Origin of the sequence: Kineococcus sp. NBC_00420 (genome assembly GCF_036021035.1) — a bacterium.
GTDB lineage: Bacteria > Actinomycetota > Actinomycetes > Actinomycetales > Kineococcaceae > Kineococcus.
Window position 1 is genome coordinate 5150375 of record NZ_CP107930.1, and the last position, 18644, is coordinate 5169018.

The following is an 18644-nucleotide window of genomic DNA, read 5'->3' on the forward strand; positions in this document are numbered from 1 at the left end:
GTGTGACGGGGTCGGGGGAGTGCGGCCCGTCGAGGCCCACCCACACGGCGCAGGCGTCGGGCAGGTGACGATCCGGTGAGTTCGAGGGTGTGCGGCGCGCCCCACGCACCGATCACCGCTGCGGGCGCAATAGGGTCTGGGTATGCGCAGAGCGAAGATCGTCTGCACCCTCGGACCCGCCGTGGCGGGTCCCGAAGGGTTGCAGTCACTGGTGGACGCCGGGATGGACGTCGCCCGGCTGAACTTGAGCCACGGTTCCCACGACGACCACCGGGCGAACTTCGAGGGGGTGCGATCGGCTGCGGCCGCCAGCGGGCGCTCGGTCGCGATCCTCGCCGACCTGCAGGGTCCGAAGATCCGCCTCGGGAAGTTCGCCGCCGGTCCCCACGACCTCGCGGTCGGTGACGTGTTCACGATCACCACCGAGGAGATCGTCGGCACCAAGGACGTCTCGTCGACGACCTACAAGGGTCTGCCGGGCGACGTGTCGGTCGGCGACGCGATCCTCATCGACGACGGCAAGGTCGGCCTCGAGGTCACCGGGGTCGAGGGTCCCCGCGTCACCACCAAGGTGACCGTCCCCGGCCCCGTCAGCAACAACAAGGGCATCAACCTGCCCGGCGTGGCCGTGAGCGTCCCCGCCCTGTCCGAGAAGGACATCGAGGACCTCCGCTTCGCCCTCCAGCTCGGCGTCGACATGGTCGCGCTGTCGTTCGTCCGCTCCGCCGCGGACGCCGACGACGTGCACGCGATCATGGACGAGGAGGGGATCACCGTCCCCATCATCGCCAAGGTCGAGAAGCCGCAGGCCGTGCAGAACATCCGCGAGGTCGTCGCCGCCTTCGACGGCATCATGGTCGCCCGCGGTGACCTCGGGGTGGAGCTGCCCCTCGAAGAGGTGCCGCTGGTCCAGAAGCTCGCCATCGAGCTCGCCCGTCGTCAGGCCAAGCCCGTCATCGTCGCGACCCAGATGCTCGAGTCGATGATCACCGCGCCGCGTCCGACCCGCGCCGAGGCCTCGGACTGCGCCAACGCCGTCCTCGACGGCGCGGACGCGCTCATGCTCTCCGGCGAGACCAGCGTCGGCGCGTTCCCGTTCGAGGCGGTCCGCACGATGGCCCGCATCATCGAGAACACCGAGACCCACGGCGCCGAGCGGATCGCCGCCCTGGGAACCGTTCCCCACACCAAGGGCGGTGCGGTCACCCTCGCGGCCGCCGAGATCGGCAAGCAGCTCGACGCCAAGCTCCTGGTGACCTTCACGCAGTCCGGCGACTCCGCCCGCCGCCTGTCGCGGCTGCGCTCCGGCATCCCGTTGCTGGCCTTCACCCCCGACGAGAAGACCCGCCGCCGCCTCGCGCTGTCCTGGGGCATCGAGCCCGAGTTCGCCGCGTTCATCTCCACCACCGACGAGATGGTGAAGGAGGTGGACCGTCGCCTCCAGGAGATGGGCCGCTGCGCCATCGGTGACCTCGTCGTCATCGTCGCCGGTGCCCCCCCGGGCATCGCCGGTTCCACCAACGCCGTCCGCGTCCACCGGATCGGTGACGCCACGTCCGGATCGACCGCCGCCTACCGCTGACGGACGACGACGTAGCGCCCCCCGGCCAGGGACCACCTGAGCCGGGGGGCGCTTCGTCGTCCTCGGGCCGTGCCGTCGGGGCCGGAGACGACGAAGGCCCCGCAACGGCCCCTCCGGACGGGAGTCCGGGGAGCAGCTGCGGGGCCGACGACCGTTCACGCGTGCCCTGGGTGGGATTCGAACCCACACTGGTGCGAGTTTGAGTCGCATGCCTCTGCCGGTTGGGCTACCAGGGCGTCCCGGAGGATGCTGGATCACCTTACCGAAGCCGGAGCGGTGCCTTCGACACCCCTCGGGGACACCCGACGCGACGACGGGTCGTAGTAGGTGCGGGGTACGGACTAGGATGCCCTCCGTGACGAACACTCCCGACACCCCCGCCCCCTCCGCGACCACTCGTCGGGTGGTCGTCGCGGAGGACGAGGCCATCATCCGGCTCGACATCGTGGAGATGCTCACCGAGGCCGGGTACGACGTCGTCGGTCAGGCGGGTGACGGCGAGCAGGCCGTCGCGCTGGCCGAGGAGCACAAGCCCGACCTCGTGGTCATGGACATCAAGATGCCCATCCTCGACGGCATCTCCGCCGCGGAACGCATCGCCAAGGCCCGCATCGCGCCCGTCGTGCTGCTGACGGCGTTCTCGCAGGCCGAGCTCGTCGAACGCGCCCGCGACGCCGGGGCGATGGCCTACGTCGTGAAGCCGTTCACGTCCGCCGACCTGCTGCCGGCCGTCGAGATCGCGGTCAGCCGCTACCAGCAGATCATGGCGCTGGAGGACGAGGTCGCCGACCTCGCCGACCGCTTCGAGACGCGCAAGCTCGTCGACCGGGCCAAGTCGAAGCTGCAGACCCAGTTCGGCATGTCCGAGCCCGAGGCCTTCCGCTGGATCCAGAAGACCTCGATGGACAAGCGCCTCACGATGCGCGAGGTCGCGACGACGGTCATCAGCGCCGGCGGCGAGGACCGCGCCTGACGTTGCGTCCAGCGGCTCCCGTTGCGGTGACCGCACCACGACGACATCCTCGACACGCGCTCCGCGCGGGTCGGGGTTGTCGTCGTTTCGGCGTCGATCCGGTCACGGAACGGAACATCTGCGCAGTTCCGGGGCCCGGTGTTGACCGATGTGTGTAACGACCCGGTGAACTCGTACACGCAATACCCCCGAAAACGCTGTGCGCCCCCTAGTGTTCACCCCGGCTCCACCGCTCACGGGTGGTGCCCGCGGGTGCGTGCGTCGGTGCGCCTCCCGCGCCCACGGCCCAGGAGGACAAGCCAGTGCGCTCCATCGTCAAACTCGCGGCTCCGGCCGCGGCCGCCGCCCTCTTGCTCGCTGCGTGCGGCACCACCGGTGGCGACGACACCGCGACCGGCGGCGAGTCCAGCGGCGGCAGCAGCAGCTGCCCCTCCGGCCTCAGCATCGGCTTCTTCGGCGCCCTCACCGGCCCCGACGCGAACCTGGGTGTCAACATCCAGAACGGCGTGAAGCTGGCGCTCAAGGAGCACAACGCCGAGTCCGGTGCGTGCCAGGTCAAGCTCACCCCCTACGACTCCCAGGGCGACCAGAACCAGGCCCAGGGCCTGGCCCAGAAGGCCGCCGGGGACAAGAACCTCGTCGGCCTCGTCGGTCCGGCGTTCTCCGGCGAGTCCAAGGTCGCCGACCCGATCTTCGCCGACCCCGACGTCAACCTCGTCGCGATCACCCCCTCGGCCACCAACCCCGCGCTGGCCGACAACGGCTGGAAGACCTTCTTCCGCGTGCTGGGCAACGACGCCTCGCAGGGCCCGGCCGCCGCGTCCTACATCACCGGCACCCTGGGCAAGCAGAAGGTGTACGTCGTCGACGACTCCTCCGAGTACGGCAAGGGCCTGGCCGACCTGACCCGCAAGGGCCTGGGCGCGGCCGACGTCAAGGACAACACCATCCAGAAGGGCCAGACGGACTTCTCGGCCGTCGTCGCCGACATCCGCGCCTCCGGCGCCGACGCCGTCTTCTTCGGCGGCTACTACGCCGAGGCCGGGCTGCTGCTCAAGCAGATGCGCGACGCGGGGCTGACCTCGGACCAGGTCGCCTTCGTCTCCGACGACGGCGCGAAGGACCAGGGGCTCATCACCGCGGCGGGCGAGTCCGCGGCCGAAGGCGCCTACCTCACCTGCCCGTGCCTGCCGCCGGACAAGGCCGGCGGCACCTTCGTCGCCGACTACACCAAGGAGAACGGCTCAGCGCCGGCCACCTACTCGGCCGAGGGCTACGACGCCGCGACGATCCTGCTCAAGGGCATCGCGGCCGGGAAGGTCACCCGCGCCGACCTGCTGTCCTACGTGGCCAGCTACGACGAGGCCGGTGTCACCAAGCAGCTGAAGTTCGACGACAAGGGTGAGCCCAGCGAGATCAGCGTCTGGGCCTACAAGGTCGAGGGCGGTCAGATCGTGGCCGACCAGGAGATCAAGGCTTCCTGACGTCGTCGACGGCCCCACCCGCCGCTGTGCGGGTGGGGCCGTCGCACGTCCTCACCGTCCCCCCGCTCGTTCCCCTCACCCCGGGTGGTTCCCCTGTCCACGTTTCTCGACCTGACATTCACAGGTCTGGTGATCGGCGCGATCTACGCCCTGTTCGCCCTCGGCTACACCCTCGTCTACGGCGTCCTGCGCCTCATCAACTTCGCGCACTCCGAAGTCTTCATGTGGGGCAGCTTCGGTGCCGTCTGGGCCATGACGCTGCTCGGTGCGCACTCCGGCATGAACTGGGTGGCCGCGATCGGGCTGCTGATCGTCGCGCTGGTCGTGGCCATGCTCGTCAGCGGTGGGGTCGCCCTCGTCGTCGAACGGATCGCCTACCGCCGCCTGCGTGAGAAGCACGCGCCGCCCCTGGTCGCGCTCATCTCCGCCATCGGGGCCTCGTTCATGCTGTCCGAGATCATGGGGCTGCGGGACCGCATCGCCGGCTGGGTCGGTCTCGACGGCGTCCTCGGCGACTACGTCCGCCAGGCCCGGGAGAACACCTCCTTCCCCAACCCGCTGCCCAACGTGCAGGTGCTGGCGGTCGGCGGTTTCGAGATCCGCAGCAACCAGCTCATCGTCCTCGTCGCGGCGATCCTCATGATGGTCGCGCTCGACCAGTTCGTCAGCCGCTCCCGCCTCGGCCGGGGCGTCCGCGCCGTGTCGCAGAACCCCGAGGCCGCGGCGCTGATGGGTGTGAACCAGAAGCGCGTCGTCCAGCTGACGTTCTTCATCGGTGGTCTGATGGCCGGTGCGGCGGCGCTGCTGTACCTGCTGCACATCGGGGTCACCCGCTACAACGTCGGGTTCATCCTCGGCATCAAGGCCTTCACCGCCGCCGTCCTCGGCGGCATCGGCAACATCCGCGGCGCCCTCGTCGGTGGCCTCGTCCTCGGCCTGGCCGAGAACTACGCCACGTTGTTCGGGCTGGCGTCGTCGTGGAAGGACGTCGTGTCGTTCCTGCTGCTGATCGTCGTCCTGCTGTTCCGGCCCACCGGCATCCTCGGTGAGTCCCTCGGGAAGGCCCGCGCATGAGCACCTCCGCCACGGCGAAACCCGTGAAGCTGACCCTGGTCGACCGTTGGTCGGCCCTGCCCAAACCCGCCCAGATCCTGGTCTGGGTGCTCATCGCGCTCTTCTTCTTCGTCCTGCCGCTGATGAACCTGCCGATCGTGTCCACCCCGGACGCCCAGTTCGGGTCCGTGCTGGCCACCGTCGCGAACTACGCCCTCGTCGCCCTCGGCCTGAACATCGTGCTCGGCTACGCGGGACTGCTCGACCTCGGGTACGTGGGTTTCTACGCCATCGGTGCCTACACGGTCGGGGTCGGCGGATCGCTGCACGGCCACATCAACTGGTTCGTGCTGATCATCATGGCCGTCACCATCTCCACCGCGAGCGGTCTGCTGCTCGGGGCCCCGACCCTGCGGGTGCGCGGGGACTACCTGGCGATCGTGACCCTCGGGTTCGGCGAGATCATCCGCCTCACGGCCCTGAACTCGCCGTGGCTGAACCAGGCCCGCGGTATCACCGGGATCCCGCGTCCGCCGTCCACCGAACTCTTCGGCCTGCCCAGCCTGGTCTGGGACGGGGCGACGGCCAAGGTGGACCTCGGCGACGGCGCGAAGTCGATCTTCCTGAAGTTCGGACTGCTCGACGCGGTGCCGTACTACTGGCTCGCCCTCATCGTCATCATCGTCGTCCTCATCGCCGACAAGCTGTTGCAGGCCAGCCGCGTCGGCCGTGCGTGGGAGGCCACCCGCGAGGACGAGGAGGCCGCCGAGCTCAACGGGGTCCCGACGTTCCGCTTCAAGCTGCTCGCGTTCGCCATGGGGGCGTTCGTCGGGGGGTTGTCGGGGGCGTTGTACGCCTCGCGCATCGGGTCGATCAACCCCGACTCGTTCATGATCCAGCTGTCCATGATGTTCCTCGCCGCCGTCGTCATCGGAGGCCAGGGCAACCGCTGGGGCGCCATCGTCGGCGGTGTCGTCGTGGCCTACCTGCCGGAACGCTTCCGCGAGTTCGCCGACTTCCGCATCGTCGTCTTCGGCCTGCTCCTGCTGCTGCTGGCGAACTTCCGCCCGCAGGGTCTGCTGCCACCGCGGCGGGCGAAGCGTGCCCAGCGCGCCGACGCCGCCACCAAGGAACTCGAAGGGACCGAGGAGGGCGCTCGTGCCTGAACTCACGAAGGACACCGGGAACACCGCACCGGGCCAGGCCGGCCGTGCGCTGCTGACCATGGAGAACGTCACCCTCAAGTTCGGCGGGGTCGTCGCCCTCAACGAGGTCTCCTTCGAGATCCGCGAGGGGGAGATCCTCGGCCTGATCGGCCCCAACGGCGCCGGCAAGACGACGTGCTTCAACGCCCTCACCGGCGTCTACCAGCCGACGTCGGGCCGGGTCGTCTTCGACGGGCAGCCGCTGGGCAAGCGCAAGCGGTTCCAGATCAACCGTCTCGGGATCGCCCGCACGTTCCAGAACATCCGCCTGTTCGGGAACATGACCGCGCGGGAGAACGTCCTCGTCGGGGCCGACTCCCACCACCGCTCGGGGGTGATCAACTCGCTGTTCCGGTTGCCCCGGCACCGGCGCGAGACCCGTGAGGGACACCGGCTGGCCGAGGAACTGCTCGAGATGATGGACCTGTCCCACCGGGCGGACGACCTGGCGCGCAACCTCTCCTACGGCGAGCAGCGCCGCCTGGAGATCGCCCGCGCCCTGGCCACCCGGCCGAAGCTGCTCTGCCTGGACGAACCCGCCGCGGGTTTCAACCCGGTCGAGAAGCAGCGGTTGATGGACCTGATCCGCCGGGTCCGCGACATGGGCAACACGGTCCTGCTCATCGAGCACGACATGCGCCTGGTCATGGGCGTCACCGACCGGATCGTCGTCCTGGAGTTCGGGAAGAAGATCGCCGACGGCCTCCCCGCGGACATCCGCAACGACCCCGCCGTCATCGCCGCCTACCTCGGCGTCGAGTCCGAGGAGGACGACCAGTGAGCACGCCGACGCAGAAGACCCTCGGTGAGACCCAGCTCGTCGTCGACGACCTCAGCGTCAACTACGGGCGCATCGAGGCCATCCGCAACGTCTCCTTCAGCGTCCCCCAGGGCGGGATCGCGACGCTCATCGGCGCCAACGGGGCCGGCAAGACGACCACGCTCAAGACGGTGTCGGGTCTGCGGACCGTGCGGACCGGCCGGATCGTGTTCGAGGGCGAGGACATCACCAAGGTGCCCTCGCACAAGCTCGTCACGAAGGGGCTCTGCCAGGCCCCGGAGGGTCGGGGGACGTTCGTCGGGATGACGGTCGAGGAGAACCTCGACATGGGCGCCTACACCCGCAAGGACCGGCGTTCCGCGGCCTACCGGAGCGACCTCGACCGCGTCTACACGTTGTTCCCGCGGTTGAAGGAACGCCGCACCCAGTTCGCCGGGACGATGTCGGGCGGGGAGCAGCAGATGCTCGCCATCGGGCGCGCCCTCATGAGTCGACCCCGCGTGCTGCTCCTGGACGAGCCGTCCATGGGCCTCGCGCCCAAGCTCATCCAGCAGATCTTCTCGATCATCGTGGAGATCAACCAGCAGGGCACCACCGTCCTGCTCGTCGAGCAGAACGCCGCCCAGGCGCTGCGGATCTCCGACGTGGCCTACGTCCTGGAGACCGGAACCGTCGTGCGAACGGGCACGGGGGCCGAACTGGCCGCGGACGACTCCATCCGCGCCGCCTACCTCGGGGGCGACGTCTAGGCCCTCCCCGTCCGTCACGACGCCGCAGACCCCGGGAGCCCGGCTCCCGGGGTCAGCGTGCGCCTGATCGCGGGCGTGGCGGATCGTCACGTTGACAGCACAATCGAGCACACAGCGTCGAAGGTGACGCCCAGATCGTGGGGGTACCTTCCGCCCCGGCGCTCCCGTGCCCTAGTGTCCGGCGCAGTCGCCACGAGCAAGCGGGGCGGCCACCGGAGCGGGGGCCCGGTCTGCTTCGTCGGGTGCGTCGACGCACCTCGTGGAAGGGGATCACGTGGCACGACCTGCCCTGGAGGTCAGAGACGCCGGCACGGGCGATCTCGACGCCCTCATGGAGCTCTACTCGAGCGCCCGCTTCGACCAGGGCCAGCTGCGCGCCTCGGTGGGCAGCGTCCGGGCCCGGCTCGAGCGGGCGATGGAGGCCGGCGAGGTCCAGGTGCTCATCGCGTTCCTGGGCGCCGAGCCCGCCGGCTACGCCCTCCTGACGACCTCGCCGTTGCTGCCGCTGGGCAGCACCGCGGGCCCCAGCATCGAACACCTCCACGTCGTCCCGGCGCTGCGGCGTCGCGGGGTCGGCCGGGCGCTGCTGCGTCGTGCGCTGCACCTGGCCCAGGCCGAGGGCGCCGAGCAGATCGCCTGCACCGTCCTGCCGGGTGACCGCGACTACACCCGCTACATGGCCCGCCTCGGGTTCGCGCCCGCCGTGGTGCGCCGCGCGGTCCCCGTCCACGTCCTGCGCCGGCGTCTCTCCGAGGGACCCGCCGCCCTCGTGCACACGACCGACGTCGTGGCCCGGCGCCGCTCGTTGCGGGCCCGGCTGGCCCGCTCGGCGGCCCCGACGACTCCCGGCACGGGCGTCCCGACCGCCTCCTGAGGCTCAAGACCACCTCCGGGGTGCCGACACCCCGAAGGTGAGCACGTCGGAAGCAGCTGCCGCCATCGTCGCCGCCATGCGGGCCGACGAGCGGTCCCGCGTCTGCGCCATCGACCACGAGGGTGTGCTCGTCACCGTCCCCGCGAGCCTGGAACTGCCCGCGGGGAGCGCGCTCACCCCGCCCGGCCACCGCACGACGCTGGCCCACCTCGTGGACTCCCTGGACCTGATGCGCGTGGTCGAGATGTGGGAGTCCGTGCAGGTCGACGGCGTCGCCTCCGGCGTGGTCCGGCTGCCGGGCAACCCCGAGCAGTACGCCCTCGCCTTCGCCGACGCCCGCGCGGAGCACGGGTGCTACCTGGCCTCGCTGACCCCGCTCGGGGTCACCCTGGTGGGGACCGGCAGCGGCGCCCAGGAGATCACCCGCGTCATCGAGGAGGTGCGTCCGCGCACCGCCACCCTGCGCAAGGACTCCCACGCCCTCATCACCGAGGTCGGTGACCGGGCCGAACGCCTCCTGGGACACCCCGCCGCGGCGATGCTGGGACACCGCTCCACGGAGTTCCTGCACCCCGACGACGTCGCCGTCGCCCTCGACGGGTGGATGCAGATGCTGAGCACCGGAGTCGGCTACCGGTCGCGGCTGCGCCACCGTCGCGGCGACGGCAGCTGGCTCTGGCTCGAGGTCGTGCAGCAGCTCGCGCCCACCGCCGACGGCACCCTGTCCGTGGTCGCCGAACTCACCGACATCAGCACCGAGATGGCCGCCGTGGAGGAGCTGCGTCGCCGGGAGCGGCTCTTCCGCCGAACCGTCGAGGCGCTGCCCGTCGGCCTGCTCCGGATGGACCTGCAGGGCCGCGTCGTCCAGGTCAACGCCCGCTTCGGCGCGCTGCTGGGCTCGCCCGCGGGCCTGGCCGAGGACGCCTCGCTGGCTGCCCGCCTCGCCGACTGCGGCGAGGACTGCGCCACTCGCACCCTGGCCGCCGTGCAGGCCTGCCTCACCGGGGGTGACGACGCCCGCGTCCAGGTCACCGTCGGCGGCGACGACTGGTCCGGCGCCCAGCACTGCTCGATCGACGTCGTCCCCCTGGGCGACGACGACGGTGAACCCGGTGTCGTGCTCGTCGTCCAGGACGTCACCGAGGCCGTGCGCGCTCAGCGGCGCCTCGCCCACCGCGCGACCACCGACGGCCTCACCGGCTGCCTCAACCGCTCCGCCGTGCTGAGCGCCCTCGACGACGCGCTCGCCACCGCCCCGACCGGGGGCGAGCACGCCCCCGCGGTGATCTTCTTCGACCTCGACGGCTTCAAGTCCGTCAACGACCGCCTCGGGCACGCCGTCGGCGACGCGCTGCTGATCCGGGTCAGCGAGGTCCTGCGCGAGGTCGTCGCCGTCCACCCCGGAGGCGCCGAGGTCTCCCGCCTCGGCGGCGACGAGTTCCTCGTCGTGCTGCACCGCAGCGAGGACCAGCAGGAGGTCGAGGACCTCGCCCGGCGCGCCTGCGAGACGCTGCGCGAGAACCTGCCCCGCACCCCGCAGCTGGCCGGGGACCTGCACCGGCTGCCCATCGGGTCCAGCGCCGGCTCCGCGCGGGCCGTCCCCGGCGACACCGCCGGCACGCTGGTCGCCCGCGCCGACGCCGCCATGTACGTGGCGAAGCGCGCCGGGCGCCGGGCGGACTGGAGCGACCCCGGCCGTTGACCCCTCGCTGGTGAGGCCGGTGTCGGAGGGGCTGGCTACCCTGACCGACGTGACACCCGCTGCCTCCACGCCCACTCGCGCCGCCGCGAAGAAGACCGCCGCGAAGCCCGCGAAGAAGGCGGCGCCCACCCGCCCCCGGCTGCTGCTCATCGACGGCCACTCGATGGCCTACCGCGCCTTCTACGCCCTGCCGGTGCAGAACTTCGCGACGACGACGGGCCAGCCGACGAACGCCGTCTACGGCTTCACCTCGATGCTCATCAACCTGCTGCGCGACGAGGACCCGACCCACTTCTGCGTCACCTTCGACGTCTCGCGCGCCTCCTTCCGCACCCAGGTCTACGCCGAGTACAAGGGCACCCGGACCAAGAGCCCGGACGAGTTCCGCGGGCAGGTGGACCTGGTCAAGGAGGTCCTCACCGCCCTGCGGGTGCCGATCGTCGAGATCGAGGGCTACGAGGCCGACGACGTCATCGCGACCCTCACCGAACGGGCCGTCGAGCAGGGTTTCGAGGTCCTCATCTCCAGCGGGGACCGCGACGCCTTCCAGCTCGTCCGCGACGAGGTCACCGTCCTCTACCCGGTCAAGGGGGTCTCCGAACTGATCCGGATGACCCCCGAGGCCGTGGAGGCGAAGTACGGCGTCCCGCCGCAGCGCTACCCCGACCTCGCGGCCCTGGTGGGGGAGACCTCGGACAACCTGCCCGGGGTGCCGGGCGTCGGCGCGAAGACCGCCGCGAAGTGGATCAACCTCTACGACGGCCTCGACGGCGTCATCGCCAACGCCGACCTCGTCAAGGGCAAGGCGGGGGAGAGCCTGCGCGAGCACCTCGACTCCGTCATCCGCAACCGACGACTCAACGCCCTGGTCAACGACCTCCAGCTCTCCGCGACCATCCCCGAGCTGATCCGCCGCGCCTGGGACCGCGAGGAGGTCCACACCGTCTTCGACGGTCTGGAGTTCCGCGTCCTGCGCGACCGGCTGTTCGCGACGCTGGAATCGGCCGAACCGGAGGCCGAGGAGGGATTCGGCGTCGACGGCGCGATCCTGCTCGGCGGCGAGGTGGCCCCCTGGCTGCTGGAGCACGCCCAGGGCCGGACCGGACTGCAGGTCACGGGGGAGTGGGGACGCGGCACGGGCGAGGTCACCGGCCTCTCCTTCGCCGGCGCCGACGGCGTCGCCGCCTGGATCGACCCGGTCACCCTCGAACCGGGCGACGAGCAGGCCCTCGCCGCCTGGCTCGCCGATCCCGCACGACCCAAGGTCGCCCACGACGTGAAGGGCCCCAGCCACGCCCTGCTCGCCCGCGGCTGGGAGCTGGCCGGGGTCGTCTTCGACACCGCCCTCGCCGCCTACCTGTGCCGGCCCGACCAGCGCAGCTACGACCTCGCCGACCTGTCCGTGCGCCACCTCAAGCGCGAGCTGCGCGCCGAGGGCTCCGCGCCCGGTTCGCCCGCCGAACCCGTCGACGAGCAGCTCACCCTCGACGGTGACGACGGTCCCGTCGGCGGTGACGAGCAGGCCCGCGCCGAGGAGGGCATGGTCCGGGCGCTCGCGATCTCCGAGCTGGCCGGGGTGCTCGCGACCGAGCTCGAGGAGCGCGGCGGCACCCGGCTGCTGCACGAGGTCGAACTGCCGCTCGTCGGGGTGCTCGCTCGCCAGGAACGCGTCGGCGTCGCCGTCGACGGACAGCTGCTGACCGACCTGGAGGCGCACTTCGCCGAGCGCGTCGCGCAGGCGCAGACCCTCGCCTACGAGGTCATCGGCACCGAGATCAACCTCGGCTCGCCCAAGCAGCTGCAGACCGTGCTCTTCGAACAGCTGGAGATGCCGAAGACGAAGCGCACCAAGACCGGGTACACGACGGACGCCGACGCGCTGGCCGCGCTCTTCGTCAAGACCGAGCACCCGTTCCTGGCCCACCTGCTCGAGCACCGCGACGCGTCCCGGCTGCGCCAGACCGTCGAGGGGCTGCAGAAGTCCGTGGCCGACGACGGCCGCATCCACACGACGTACCAGCAGATGATCGCCGCGACCGGTCGGCTGTCCTCCACGGACCCGAACCTGCAGAACATCCCGATCCGCACCGAGGAGGGACGCCGGATCCGGGAGGCGTTCGTCGTCGGCTCCTACGCAGCTGGTGGGGGGGAGTTCGAGTGCTTGCTCACGGCCGACTACTCCCAGATCGAGATGCGGATCATGGCCCACCTCTCCGGGGACGAGGGGCTGATCGCCGCCTTCACCTCCGGCGAGGACCTGCACCGCTTCGTCGGCAGTCGCGTCTTCCACGTGGAACCCGCCGACGTGACGTCGGAGATGCGCGCGAAGATCAAGGCGATGTCCTACGGACTCGCCTACGGCCTCAGCGCCTTCGGGCTCTCCAACCAGCTGAAGATCTCCACCGAGGAGGCCAAGGGCCTCATGGACGAGTACTTCGAACGCTTCGGCGGGGTGCGCGACTACCTGTTCGGTGTCGTCGAGGAGGCCCGCCGGACCGGGTGGACCGAGACGATCATGGGTCGTCGCCGCTACCTCCCCGACCTCGCCAGCGACAACCGCCAGCGACGCGAGATGGCCGAGCGGATGGCCCTCAACGCGCCCATCCAGGGTTCGGCGGCCGACATCATCAAGGTCGCGATGCTCGACCTGGACCGGGGTCTGCGGGAGTCCGGGCTGCGCTCGCGGCTGCTGCTGCAGGTCCACGACGAACTCGTCCTCGAGGTCGCCGAGGGCGAGCGCGAGGCCCTGGAGGCCCTGGTGCGCTCGACGATGGCGGGGGCGGCGGACCTGGCCGTGCCGTTGGACGTGTCGGTCGGCGTCGGGCGCAGCTGGCACGAAGCGGGGCACTGACCCCGGTCGTGCGGGTCGCCGCGGTGGTCACCCCCGCAGCGACCGGCCGACCTGCCACCGGTCCGTCCCGGCGCTGCCGCACCGTGGAGTGAGGTGTGGGTGTGCCGGACAGGTCGCCCTGACGCCCACTCCGTCCCACCCACACCTCACTCCACGTGGTGACACCGATGGTTGCGACGGTCCGGGGCGTGGGTGGGCAGAGTCACGGCAGGTCAGCGACCAGGACCAGGGTCCCCGGGAGGAGCTCTCCGCGCAGCCGGCTCCACCCGCCCCACACGGCGTCGCCGGCGGCCCACTCGGGTTCGACCAGGTCGCGCACCACGAACCCGGCGCTGACGAGGAGCCGCACCCAGTCGCCGACGGTGCGGTGGTGCTCGGCGTAGGTCACGACGCCGTGCTCGTCGGCCTCGACGTAGGCCCGGCGGTCGAAGTAGGAGTGGGTGGCGGTGAGGCCCTCGGGGCCGGGGACGTCGGGCAGGGCCCACCGCAGCGGGTGCGGGACGCTCGCCGCGAACCGGCCGCCCGGGCGCAGCACGCGGGCGGACTCCGCGAGCACGGCGTCCGCGTCGGCGACGAAGGGCAGTGCCCCGTAGGAGGTGAAGACGACGTCGAAGCTGTCGTCGGCGAAGGGCAGCACCCGGGCGTCGCACTGCACCAGCGGCACCCCGGCGGCGTGCGCCGCGTCGGAACCCTCGCGCAGCATCCCGAGGGAGAGGTCGCTGGCCACGACCCGTCCGCCGCGCGCGGCGACCCAGCGGGCGCACTGCGCGGCCCCGGCGCCGAACTCCAGGACGGTCCTCCCGGTCAGGTCGCCGAGCAACCCCGCGTCGGCCTCGCGCAGGCCCTCCGGTCCCCAGACCAGCTCCGAGCCCTCCCGGTCGTCACCGAGGAAGGCGCCGTGCTCGCGGCGGTACCCGTCGGCCTCGGCGTCCCACCAGCGGCGCTGGGCGGCCACGGTCTCGCTCGCGCCGACGCTGCGGCGTCCCACGGAGGGCTGGTCGGGGAGTTCCTCGGTGCTCACCGGGAGATCGTCCCAGTCACCCCGGTGCCGGGGCGGCTTTGCCCCCTCCGCCGCACACAGGTAAGCTCGTACGGCTTGCGTCCCCAGGTTCCACCTACGGTTCCCCCGGGTGGCGCAGGTGGCGGCCGGGACGACCCGGGCCCGCGACCCTACGACTGTCCATGACGGAGCCCCTACCTCCATGACGACCACCACGACCGCGCCGGCGGGCACCACTCCTCAGATCGCGATCAACGACATCGGATCGGCTGAGGACTTCCTTGCCGCGGTCGACGCGACCATCAAGTACTTCAACGACGGTGACATTGTCTCCGGCACCATCGTGAAGGTCGACCGTGACGAGGTCCTCCTCGACATCGGTTACAAGACCGAGGGCGTCATCCCCTCGCGCGAGCTCTCGATCAAGCACGACGTCGACCCCAACGAGGTCGTCGGTGTCGGCGACGAGGTCGAGGCCCTGGTCCTCCAGAAGGAGGACAAGGAAGGCCGTCTGATCCTGTCCAAGAAGCGCGCTCAGTACGAGCGTGCCTGGGGCACCATCGAGGCCAAGAAGGAAGCCGACGAGGTCGTCGAGGGCGTCGTCATCGAGGTCGTCAAGGGCGGCCTCATCCTCGACATCGGTCTGCGCGGCTTCCTGCCCGCGTCGCTGGTCGAGATGCGTCGTGTCCGCGACCTGCAGCCCTACGTCGGCAAGACGATCGAAGCCAAGATCATCGAGCTGGACAAGAACCGCAACAACGTGGTCCTGTCCCGCCGTGCCTGGCTCGAGCAGACCCAGTCGGAGGTTCGCCAGAACTTCCTCACGACCCTGCAGAAGGGTCAGGTCCGCTCCGGCGTCGTCTCCTCGATCGTCAACTTCGGTGCGTTCGTGGACCTGGGCGGCGTCGACGGTCTCGTCCACGTCTCCGAGCTGTCCTGGAAGCACATCGACCACCCCTCCGAGGTCGTCGAGGTCGGTCAGGAAGTCACCGTCGAGGTCCTCGACGTGGACATGGACCGCGAGCGCGTGTCCCTGTCGCTCAAGGCGACGCAGGAAGACCCGTGGCAGCAGTTCGCCCGGACCCACGCGATCGGTCAGGTCGTGCCGGGCAAGGTCACCAAGCTCGTCCCGTTCGGTGCGTTCGTGCGCGTCGACGACGGCATCGAGGGCCTGGTCCACATCTCCGAGCTGGCCGAGCGCCACGTCGAGGTGCCGGAGCAGGTCGTCCAGGTCAACAGCGACATCTTCGTCAAGGTCATCGACATCGACCTCGAGCGTCGCCGGATCTCGCTGTCGCTGAAGCAGGCCACCGAGGCCCTCGCGGCCGCGGGCGAGGAGTTCGACCCCTCGCTCTACGGCATGGCGGCGGACTACGACGAGCAGGGGAACTACAAGTACCCCGAGGGCTTCGACCCCGAGACCAACGACTGGCTCGAGGGCTTCGAGACCCAGCGCGAGGAGTGGGAAGGGCAGTACGCCCTCGCCCACGAGCGCTGGGAGGCCCACAAGAAGTCCGTGGCCGAGCAGGCCGAGGCCGAGGCGAAGGCCGAAGCCGAGGGCGTCACCGCGGCGTCGACGACCAGCAGCTCCAGCTCCTCGAGCAGCAGCAGCTCTTCGTCCTCCGCTCCGTCGTCCTACACCTCCGAGGCTCCGGAGGCCGCCGGCACGCTGGCGTCCGACGAGGCCCTGGCGGCCCTGCGCGAGAAGCTCACCGGCGGGAACTGATCCTCCGCTGACACGCTGATCGACTGACGAAGGCCCCGACCGGATCCCGGTCGGGGCCTTTGTCGTGCCGGGGGTGTCCGGTCAGCGGGGGGCGGCGGTGCTGGAACGGACGATCAGAGCGGGGGAGACCGGACCGGTCTCGACGACGCGCTCGCCCAGGCGGCCGAGCAGCACCCGCACGCAGCGGCGGCCGATCTCGGCGAAGTCCTGGCTGACCGTCGTCAGCGGGGGGAAGAGGAACCGCGCTTCGGGGATGTCGTCGAAGCCGACGACGCTCACGTCCTCGGGGACGGAGCGGCCCACGTCGGCCAGCGCCCGCAGGACCCCCACGGCCATGTGGTCGTTGGCGACGAAGAGGGCGCTGACCTCATCCACCGGCAGTCCACCCAGCGCCAGGTACCCCGACTGCGCGGACCAGTCGCCGCGGACGGGACGGGGCACGACCCGCACGCGCTCGACCAGCGCGGTCCGCCAGCCCGTGGAGCGTGCCCGCGACTCCGCCCAGTCCCGGGGCCCGGCGACGTGGTGGACCGTGGTGTGCCCGAGGTCGAGCAGGTGGTGGGTCGCCTCCCGGGCCGCGGTGACCTCGGCCCAGTAGGCGTCGGCGATCCCGGCCCCGTCGAGGCCGGGGGCCAGCACGCAGGGGAACGCGGCGTCCACCGCGCGGACGGCCTCCTGCGAGGCGTCCTCGGGGACGACGGCGATGGCGCCGTCCACGTACTGCGAGCGGAGTTCCTCCAGCGCCGTCCGCACACCGTCGGGCGTGAGGTCGGGCAGCATCACGAGCGAGACGGAGTACCCGGCCGCACGCGCCGCCTCCTGGATCCCGGACAGCGTGGTGACGCTGCCGTAGAGCGAGGTGTCGGCCGCGACCACGCCGATGCGGTGGGAGCGCCGAGTGACGAGGGTCCGGGCGGCGATGTTGGGCCGGTAGCCGAGCTCGGCGATGGCGAGCTCGACGCGTTCGCGGGTGCGGCGCGCGACGGAGGGACTGCCGCGCACCACGCGGGAGACGGTCTGCTGGGAGACGCCGGCCAGCGCGGCGACGTCGGCGAGGACCGGAACGCGCGACTCGGCCTCGGGGGCAGCGGCGCCCCGGGCCTCGGAATCGGCGGACATGCCACTTCCTGACTGGTGAGCAGGTCTCGCCCCTCATCGCTGAGGGACGGGAGAAGGGCTGAGGAACGACGGGGGTGCGGGGGAGTGCTCCTGTCGGCGTCGACCTCGCGGCGTCAGGGTAACCCACGCCCGCACTACCACGTGCACCTTCTCGGCGTCTGGGTGAACAGCTTGACGAGCGCGTTTGGCAACGTTAACAATGAAGTCACCAGTCACACCAGATCGTCAGATCGACCTGCTGTCGGGCGCTGGGACGAGGAAGCTCGAGCCCCGCAGCGAACATCCATCCCCCAGCGCCGTCCGGCGCACACTCAGTGCCGCGCGAGCTCGTTCGCGCGGCATTCACGAGGTACAGAGGAGTTCCGCCGTGATGAAACGCCGCAGTGCCCTTGCCGTCTTCGGCGCAGGAATCGCCTTCACCCTCGCCGCCTGTGGTGGTGGCGGTGCGGGCACCGACACCGCCAGCGGTGACGGCAGTTCCTCCGCCAAGCCCTCCGACGTCACCGTCGGCGTCTCGATGCCGACCCAGACCTCCGAGCGCTGGATCGCCGACGGCAACAACGTCGAGGCGGGCCTCAAGAAGGCCGGCTACAAGGTCGACAAGCAGTTCGCCAACGACGACATCCCGACGCAGGCGCAGCAGATCGACCAGATGATCACCAAGGGCGACAAGGTCCTCATCATCGCCGCCATCGACGGTACGGCGCTGACCAGCCAGCTCACCGCCGCCAAGGCCGCGGGCATCAAGGTCATCTCCTACGACCGCCTCATCCGCGGCTCGGCCGACGTCGACTTCTACGTGTCGTTCGACAACTACAAGGTCGGTGTGCAGCAGGGCACCTCGCTGCTGACCGGTCTCGGCCTGCTGAACGCCGACGGAACCCCCGGCACCGCCACCGGCCCGTTCAACGTGGAACTCTTCGCCGGTTCCCTGGACGACAACAACGCGCAGTTCTTCTGGGACGGTGCGATCGACACCCTGCAGCCCTTCATCGACAAGGGTCAGATCGTCGTCAAGTCGAAGCAGTCGAAGATCGACCAGGCCGCCATCCTCCGTTGGCAGCAGGAGGTCGCGCAGCAGCGCATGGAGAACCTCCTGACCTCCGCCTACAACGACGGCAGCAAGGTCGACGGCGTCCTCTCGCCCTACGACGGCATCTCCCGCGGCATCATCACCGCGCTGCAGAACGCCGGCTACGGCAGCGGCGACAAGAAGATGCCGGTCATCACCGGTCAGGACGCCGAGATCGCCTCCGTCAAGCTCATCAACGACGGCGTGCAGTACTCGACCATCTTCAAGGACACCCGCAAGCTCGCCGACGAGGCCGTCACCGCCGCCGGCGACATCCTCGCCGGCAAGGAGCCCACGGCGAACGACACCAAGACGTACGACAACGGCGTCAAGGTCGTCCCGGCCTTCCTGCTCGAGTCCCAGGTCGTCACCAAGGACAACGTGAAGACCGCCCTGGTCGACACCAAGTACTACACCCAGGCCGAGGTCGACGCCGGCAAGGCCAGCTGACCCACCACGTGAACCTCCCGCCC

General features: G+C 70.7%; 14 protein-coding genes and 1 tRNA gene. 12 read left to right on the forward strand and 3 right to left on the reverse strand.

Features of this window, described 5'->3' with window-relative positions:
* Positions 1 to 142: 142 nt before the first annotated feature.
* A complete protein-coding gene (gene pyk / locus OG218_RS25170; protein WP_328295953.1) occupies positions 143 to 1582 on the forward strand; it encodes a pyruvate kinase in 1440 nt (479 codons plus the stop codon).
* Positions 1583 to 1744: 162 nt separating this feature from the next.
* On the opposite strand, the gene OG218_RS25175 is transcribed toward pyk, so the two are convergent.
* Positions 1745 to 1818, reverse strand: a tRNA-Leu gene (locus OG218_RS25175).
* A 110-nt stretch (positions 1819 to 1928) separates the two neighbouring features.
* Between OG218_RS25175 and OG218_RS25180 the strand changes: the two genes are divergently transcribed.
* From OG218_RS25180 to polA, 9 genes are all read left to right on the forward strand, one after another.
* Positions 1929 to 2555 (forward strand): ANTAR domain-containing response regulator, encoded by a 627-nt coding sequence (locus OG218_RS25180; RefSeq protein ID WP_328295954.1) that lies wholly within the window; start codon positions 1929 to 1931, stop codon positions 2553 to 2555.
* Positions 2556 to 2857: 302 nt separating this feature from the next.
* A complete protein-coding gene (locus tag OG218_RS25185; protein WP_328295955.1) occupies positions 2858 to 4039 on the forward strand; it encodes a branched-chain amino acid ABC transporter substrate-binding protein in 1182 nt (393 codons plus the stop codon).
* An 84-nt stretch (positions 4040 to 4123) separates the two neighbouring features.
* A complete protein-coding gene (locus OG218_RS25190; protein WP_328295956.1) occupies positions 4124 to 5113 on the forward strand; it encodes a branched-chain amino acid ABC transporter permease in 990 nt (329 codons plus the stop codon).
* Positions 5110 to 6258 (forward strand): branched-chain amino acid ABC transporter permease, encoded by a 1149-nt coding sequence (locus tag OG218_RS25195; RefSeq protein ID WP_328295957.1) that lies wholly within the window; start codon positions 5110 to 5112, stop codon positions 6256 to 6258. The genes OG218_RS25190 and OG218_RS25195 overlap by 4 nt, the downstream gene beginning before the upstream one ends.
* Complete coding sequence (locus OG218_RS25200) at positions 6251 to 7078, forward strand: ABC transporter ATP-binding protein (protein WP_328295958.1); 828 nt, start codon at positions 6251 to 6253, stop codon at positions 7076 to 7078. The genes OG218_RS25195 and OG218_RS25200 overlap by 8 nt, the downstream gene beginning before the upstream one ends.
* Positions 7075 to 7827 carry an ABC transporter ATP-binding protein gene (locus tag OG218_RS25205; protein ID WP_328295959.1) on the forward strand — a complete coding sequence of 251 codons (753 nt, stop codon included), beginning with the start codon at positions 7075 to 7077 and terminating at the stop codon, positions 7825 to 7827. The genes OG218_RS25200 and OG218_RS25205 overlap by 4 nt, the downstream gene beginning before the upstream one ends.
* Before the next feature lie 274 nt (positions 7828 to 8101).
* Positions 8102 to 8701 carry a GNAT family N-acetyltransferase gene (locus tag OG218_RS25210; protein WP_328295960.1) on the forward strand — a complete coding sequence of 200 codons (600 nt, stop codon included), beginning with the start codon at positions 8102 to 8104 and terminating at the stop codon, positions 8699 to 8701.
* A 37-nt stretch (positions 8702 to 8738) separates the two neighbouring features.
* A complete protein-coding gene (locus OG218_RS25215) occupies positions 8739 to 10403 on the forward strand; it encodes a sensor domain-containing diguanylate cyclase (RefSeq protein WP_328295961.1) in 1665 nt (554 codons plus the stop codon).
* Between the two features lie 49 nt (positions 10404 to 10452).
* Entirely contained in the window at positions 10453 to 13254 is a 2802-nt protein-coding gene (polA, locus tag OG218_RS25220; protein WP_328295962.1) for a DNA polymerase I, read from the forward strand.
* A 202-nt stretch (positions 13255 to 13456) separates the two neighbouring features.
* On the opposite strand, the gene OG218_RS25225 is transcribed toward polA, so the two are convergent.
* Positions 13457 to 14275 (reverse strand): class I SAM-dependent methyltransferase, encoded by an 819-nt coding sequence (locus OG218_RS25225; protein ID WP_328295963.1) that lies wholly within the window; start codon positions 14273 to 14275, stop codon positions 13457 to 13459.
* 181 nt (positions 14276 to 14456) lie between these two features.
* Here OG218_RS25225 and rpsA point away from each other — a divergent pair, with 181 nt between their 5' ends.
* The gene (rpsA, locus tag OG218_RS25230) at positions 14457 to 15980 is read left to right on the forward strand and encodes a 30S ribosomal protein S1 (RefSeq protein WP_328295964.1); all 1524 of its coding nucleotides are present in this window, start codon (positions 14457 to 14459) and stop codon (positions 15978 to 15980) included.
* Between the two features lie 81 nt (positions 15981 to 16061).
* On the opposite strand, the gene OG218_RS25235 is transcribed toward rpsA, so the two are convergent.
* On the reverse strand, positions 16062 to 17099 hold the full coding sequence (locus OG218_RS25235) for a LacI family DNA-binding transcriptional regulator (protein ID WP_328295965.1): 1038 nt from the start codon (positions 17097 to 17099) through the stop codon (positions 16062 to 16064).
* Between the two features lie 370 nt (positions 17100 to 17469).
* Here OG218_RS25235 and chvE point away from each other — a divergent pair, with 370 nt between their 5' ends.
* Complete coding sequence (chvE, locus tag OG218_RS25240) at positions 17470 to 18621, forward strand: multiple monosaccharide ABC transporter substrate-binding protein (RefSeq protein WP_328295966.1); 1152 nt, start codon at positions 17470 to 17472, stop codon at positions 18619 to 18621.
* Positions 18622 to 18644: the final 23 nt, after the last annotated feature.